Here is a 6,030-nt window from a genome sequence, read left to right on the forward strand (position 1 = left end):
CGGAGATCGTCGATTTATATCAACGGGTTTCAAACTCCAGAGTCTTTTAAAGGCAGGTGGAGAGGCGTGAGGATGCCATTAATCGAGTATGAGACGCGATTCCGAGAGATTCTCAAATTGCCACCATCTATAGAGCGAGATGCCTATCTTCTTCTGCTAATGCAGGAGATAGAGGAGTCATTTGATATTCCGATCGATGACAATCCAATTTGGGAAAGTGAGAACATCGAAGTCAGCACTTTATATAAATTGATTCGCCACTCCAGAACCGAGTGAGACCATGACATACGGAGGCGAGATATTTGAAGGCGACCCTGGCCGAGTTCGAAGTACGCTATGAGGACCTTATGAAGTACCCCCCTTCGACGGAACGGGGGGCCTGTCTGTTGGAATTGATGTATGAGATGGAGAAAGCCTTGGGGATCCCAGGCTTTGAAGACGTAGAGTGGGAAAAAGTGAACCCAGAAGTACGCGATCTTCATGAACGCATATGGAGGTCCTGGTTAAACTAAAAAAGCGTATGTTTGCGTGAAATAAAAACTCCACGCAATGTAAGAGACGGTTTCAAGCCAAAATGAAAAAAGGCTAAGAAGATTAGCCTTTTTCACAAACTTTTGGACTCGGAAATCACTTAATTTGTTGACGAAGTTTGTGGAATTTACCTTGGATTGGAGCCGTTATTTTAATTTCATTCTCTTGAGTGGCTTTTTTAATCGCTCTTCTCATAATCGCCTTTTGTTTTAAAAGTTCTAATTTTTTTTTGTCTGATTCAATTTGATTTTTTAATCTATAGCTTTCTGAGTTTATTTGAACAGACTGTTGTAAGGGGAATGTTGAAATTTTTCTTTGATTTTCTTTTGCTCGTTTTTGGATTTGTTCTAAAATTGTTTTTTCTTCGGGAGACAAGTAATCAAATATTTTCTCTTTGGCATCAGTCATCTAATCACTCCCTTTCACTTATATAATAACCGATTAATAATTTCATAACTCCTCGTAATCAAGGACTGTCTGTTTAATTTCCTCTAACGTTCGTTCTTCTTCATAGAAGAGTCTTCTTAAAAAATTGATATCTGCATTAGTTACTTCAGGATCAGTCTTTTGCTCGGAAATGAATTCTTCAAATTCATTGTTAGGGAATCCTTTGTCAGAAAAATCGATTAGAGGTTCGTTTTCGATGAAGTCATTCACAACCTCTTCGGCTATTTCGTCTACTACATCAGGAAGAGGGGACGAAAAATCGTTTAGGGAGTCTATTAATTCATCATTTTTCAAAGTCATTTCAAGTGCTTTTCTTTCGACATCTAGTATTTTTTCGGTTAGTTCATTATCGATTAGTGCACTTCTTTTTAAAAATGCAAATCCACTTACTCCAGCAATGACAGCAATTGAAAAAGTTTGTAATTCGTTTGCTGTAGGGTTGAAGGCGCTCACTGCAATCATCCCTGAAATACCACCTATGAATAAATGAATTATTGTGGCCATACGGATGAATCGCACTGTAGGTTTTCTGATTTTATCTAAAGTGTCCTGCATTTCAATTTGATTGTCTTTTAATTTTTCGTCAGTAAAATGTTGCATCAAAACAGCATTTCTTAAATTCACTGCTGTCGACTCATTAGTAATATAAGACATTGAAACTGCTGCCATTCCACCTGTGGATCCGTAAATGAAAGCACGTATAAAACCCCAAAATTCAACCCAAGGTATTTCGCTAAAAGCTATAATAAACATCAGACTGCCCTCCATTTTGGAGTTGAATATGTAATAAACAAGCCAGATGAATTCGGATAGAAATGTGGCAAACATCAGACGTATCTCCTTTTTAGAGTTATTAAGAGCATAAGGGGAAACTGCTATCACTTGTCGTGATAGCCCAGGCAGAGCCTGGGGTTTCCGTGATATCACCAAAAGTCCGAAAATGGCACAAAATGTGCCACTAAACCATACGAATTGGCACGAAATGTGCCAGTCGAAAAGAAAGGAAATCTAACTAATGAGCAATATATTGCCGATCTTTTTTAGGGATTTAGCTATCAAAGGTATTTTCTCAGATGATGATTTGTTTGAAATTTTGACGTTAAAGGGTGGGAATGCGATGGCGCTGTTAGACATTACGGATCGTGCTTCTCAAGACTTAGATTTTTCAATCAAACAAGGCATTAGACTAACGCAAGATGAAGATGCGCCCAAGTTCAAAAAAGCTTTAGAACGTACTTTCGAAGAAGAAGGCTACCGCATAATAGATTTCAAGTTTGATGTGAAGCCAAAGAAAACCAGACGAGAGTTGCCACCTTTTTGGGGTGGTTACAGCATCAATTTCAAAGTCATGGATGAAGAGACATATGAAAAAACGTACGATGTCTCTGATCAGAAACGGTCGTCCATGGCATTACAACTCGAGGGTGGCAAAAAGAAAATTGAAATTGATATCAGTCTTGAAGAGTACACCGAAGACAGAATACAAATGAAGCTAGATGAATACCAAATCCATATTTATAGCCCGTTGATGATTGTTTATGAAAAAATGCGGGCATTGTGCCAACAACTTCCTGATTACGAGTATGCGTCTTTTGAAAAAACAAGAGCAAGAGATTTATATGACATCTACATAGCAATTCAAAAATCACAATCCTTAGAATTGAGAGAACAAATCCTAAGCTCAAGTAACGTTCATATCTTGAGCGAAATGTTTAAAGCGAAAAATGTTTCTTTAGAGTTGTTGCTGAAAATTGAATCTTATCGAGAACAACTGGAGGATGACTTTAACCAAAGAGTGACGCCACAGATAGCTGATAGAAAAAACGTACCAGATTTCGATTTTCTGTTCGAATTCAATATTGAATTGATTAAAGAAGTCTATGCGTTATTGGAAGAAGGGTGAGCACTTAATCATTTAGTGAAAAACGACCTGGATAGTAAGTGTTTGATCCTAGATGGATTTTTTTATTGAGCAATTGATATCCAATGTACATTGTAAACTCTCGATCAATTAACGGTCTGATTAGCTTTAAGCTATTCTCTTTGTAGTCAGTCAAAATCATATAAAAGGCAATGCAATTTTGATAAGGATAACGATAGTCGAGTTCTGCTAAATATCCAGTAAGCCTGTTTACGGATAGTTCATTGGCAGCATTAGAAAAAGCAACTGAGATCTCATCAGGCCCTCCGGCATAGTTAGGTCTTACTACACAATCGATAATCGTTCTTTCTAAATTTGTCACACGCACTTTTCGAGAAAGAAAGGGGGTTTTTCGGTTAACAACACCAAGGTTGTTGGTATGTTTCCCATTCAGCATGTGGACTCTGTATTCTTGTCCGTTATAGCTAAAAAGTGCGATTTGATTTGTTTTACGCATAGGGCGATTGAAAGCATAATCGATTTTCTTTTGAGTTAAAGTGTTATCTGGATCGATAGGCTTTTTGCTTTGTTCGCGATTGATATATATATCCTTCGGAACGTTATTTATCAGATCGTTCAAGAACAATGCGCTGTAATGTGATAAATAAGATCCAGGCAAAAGACTTAATGCGACTTCGAAGGGATGAACAGAAGTCGAAATCCCTTTCTTTAAAGCATAACGTGAAGTTATAGAATGGTTAGGAAGAATAATTGTTACTTTTTCTAAAACTTCTAGTTCAATTAATGTATTAAGAAAGGTTCCGTATCCATAAGATCCTCTTAAAATCTTAGTGTGCTTTAACTCATTTAAGATATCAATCAAACTTACACGCGAAAATACCGAACCTCGCTCAACCATTAAATCAATAATATGGTTCAACTCTTTGGAGATACTTAACCAAGCAGCTGTTCTTTTGGAAGCGACCATTATTAATTTCTCCTTTTATTTTTCTCGTTACTACTAGTATATATACTAGTAGTAAACAAAAAAAGAGAGAATTTTAATATCTATGGATACTACTAGTATATATACTAGTAGTATTAAAGATGTATTTAAATGAAAGGTTATGAACACTACTAGTATATATACTAGTAGTGTAGGAAAAACGCATAAAACTTAAAAGTCAATCTCAGCTTCGTTTCGAAGTCATGAACAAAAAAACATTGTCAGAAAATTGATGGAAGAGTAGAATAATCAGTAACAAAATACGGACGTAACAACAAAAAACGCCACTTCTCCTATCAACCTGTCGCCAAACGGGTTGATGATCATCGAAGTGACGCTTTTGAATAGCGAGTGCTGTAACACAAGCTATTGGACCGTTGAAGACACATTGGACGTGGCTTCAACTTAGATGCACCTATCATACTAAGGAAACCCGAAACATTCAAGGTTTTAGTATAAAAAAGGACGTCGTTCAGTAGCGAGTTTCACGAAACTCTCTATTCGGACGACGTCCTTTTTCTATTGGTTTTTTACATATCAGAGTTCTGCACTCGCTCTTAAAACGAGTAGGTCCATCTAGCCGACGCAACAAAGTAGATCGGTCACCAATGCGGTTCCAGCATGTGGTGTGACGTTAGCAGGGGAAGGACGGAAAGCCCTGTACATAGCCTAAGTCCCTTCGAGGATATGGTAAAGATCGTTGAGAGGTTCAGACGGGGTCATATGGTACGACCGGAGGCAGTCCCACGACAAACGGTGGGGGAGTTCCTCGTAGGCGGCTGTATGATTGCTGTGACACGACGCAGGACGGCTTCGGCCGTCGTGCAGTGGGTTATGTGACGAGTCGCCGAAAGGCAGCAAGGTAGGGCGTGGAAACGCCTTGTGTGCGCGAATGATGCGCAGCGAGTCACATGCCGGGGTTGAGACACCCCGGAGTCTTGGAACGCCTAGACATACGGATACCTCGTCTTGCACTAGACGGAGAACGTGGTGGGCAGATTTTAACCGCATCCTTTTTCAAAGGGGTTAGTCTGCCCATCCAGCCGTTTCCTATCTTCCCTACCGGAGTATGCCCGGTGCGCTCTTTGGTTTCAAGTCTTTTTCTTTCCAAGTTCTAAAAAGAAAAGAACAAAGAGCAAACAGATCAGCGAGGAAGCAAGAGAAGATGCAAATTCATATGTGGCACGAGGAATACGAGCCTAGCGTAGTCTGGCGACGTGTTCCGCATGTGCCCCGACAAGCGAGCGAAGGCGTAAACGCCGTAGCGAAGTGCGTTCAGCAGAGAGAAGAACGGACTGGAGAGGATCGCCAGAGACATCCGATAGGATGCCAGGGTGATCCAGAAGGAAAAATTAAGAAGGAATTAGCCCTACAATTTTAGAATCAAAGAGGGTAAGAGGGAAGGTTAGTTAAAAACTTAGAAGGAAGAAAGGTTGTTTCCTATGACGAATGAGAATCTGACGATCTTAGAGGTCACGAAGTTGAACGAGAGCATGAAGTTCCTCGATCTGGCGAAAGAGCATGCGCCAGTAGGCAAAGAAAAGCTTCGCGAGGCGTTGAAATCGGCTGGTGCGACGTTCGATCAAAGAACCAAACGATGGCACATTGATCGTAGCCATCCGAATGCGGACAAGAAAGTGCTCGATTTTGTGCAATCGAGTCGGGTTCGTAAGCCGAAACCGAAGAAAAATGCGACTGAGCCGTTAAAAGTCGACCCGGTCACGGGGCAATCCCAGTTGGATGACGATTATTTTGCGATCGAGACGAGACCCGAACAAATCGTCCGGAAGAAAGTCTCGTTGGACATGGACGTCTCTTTGCATAAAAAACTGAAACAAATTGCTCTACAGAACGATTTAAAACTATACCAGTTGGTAGAGAAAGTACTGAAAGAGTATACTCAAAGGAAGCCAACTGAGTAGGAGAAGTGATGGAAATGTTGTTGACCCTCAAGTTGTTTGAGGAACGGTATGAGAAGATCATGGGGGAGTTATCTTTATCTAGACGAGACATTCGTTTGGGGGAGTTGATGGAGGAAATGGAGAAGACATTTCAAATCCCCGTGTTGAAAAATACTGACTGGGAGAGTTTGAATCCGGAGATCGTCGATTTATATCAACGGGTTTCAAACTCCAGAGTCTTTTAAAGGCAGGTGGAGAGGCGTGAGGATGCCATTAATCGAGTA

6 protein-coding genes are annotated in these 6,030 nt (G+C 40.2%); 3 read left to right on the forward strand and 3 right to left on the reverse strand.

Annotated features, from left to right (window positions below):
* Window positions 1–66: 66 nt before the first annotated feature.
* Entirely contained in the window at window positions 67–276 is a 210-nt protein-coding gene (locus KNO65_RS15480) for a hypothetical protein (protein WP_214785188.1), read from the forward strand.
* 351 nt (window positions 277–627) lie between these two features.
* Here KNO65_RS15480 and KNO65_RS15485 read toward each other — a convergent pair whose 3' ends face one another.
* Window positions 628–939: a hypothetical protein gene (locus tag KNO65_RS15485; RefSeq protein WP_214785190.1), complete on the reverse strand. Its 312-nt coding sequence runs from the start codon at window positions 937–939 to the stop codon at window positions 628–630.
* Window positions 940–981: 42 nt separating this feature from the next.
* The gene (locus tag KNO65_RS15490) at window positions 982–1,731 is read right to left on the reverse strand and encodes a hypothetical protein (protein WP_214785192.1); all 750 of its coding nucleotides are present in this window, start codon (window positions 1,729–1,731) and stop codon (window positions 982–984) included.
* Window positions 1,732–1,993: 262 nt separating this feature from the next.
* Here KNO65_RS15490 and KNO65_RS15495 point away from each other — a divergent pair, with 262 nt between their 5' ends.
* Window positions 1,994–2,881 (forward strand): nucleotidyl transferase AbiEii/AbiGii toxin family protein, encoded by an 888-nt coding sequence (locus tag KNO65_RS15495; RefSeq protein WP_214785194.1) that lies wholly within the window; start codon window positions 1,994–1,996, stop codon window positions 2,879–2,881.
* A 4-nt stretch (window positions 2,882–2,885) separates the two neighbouring features.
* On the opposite strand, the gene KNO65_RS15500 is transcribed toward KNO65_RS15495, so the two are convergent.
* Window positions 2,886–3,827 carry a type IV toxin-antitoxin system AbiEi family antitoxin domain-containing protein gene (locus KNO65_RS15500; protein WP_214785196.1) on the reverse strand — a complete coding sequence of 314 codons (942 nt, stop codon included), beginning with the start codon at window positions 3,825–3,827 and terminating at the stop codon, window positions 2,886–2,888.
* 1,460 nt (window positions 3,828–5,287) lie between these two features.
* On the opposite strand from KNO65_RS15500, the gene KNO65_RS15505 reads away from it, so the two are divergent.
* Window positions 5,288–5,767: a hypothetical protein gene (locus tag KNO65_RS15505; protein WP_214785198.1), complete on the forward strand. Its 480-nt coding sequence runs from the start codon at window positions 5,288–5,290 to the stop codon at window positions 5,765–5,767.
* Window positions 5,768–6,030: the final 263 nt, after the last annotated feature.

The sequence above is a fragment of the Exiguobacterium sp. S3 genome, from assembly GCF_018617295.1.
In the GTDB taxonomy this organism is placed as follows: Bacteria; Bacillota; Bacilli; order Exiguobacteriales; family Exiguobacteriaceae; genus Exiguobacterium; species Exiguobacterium profundum.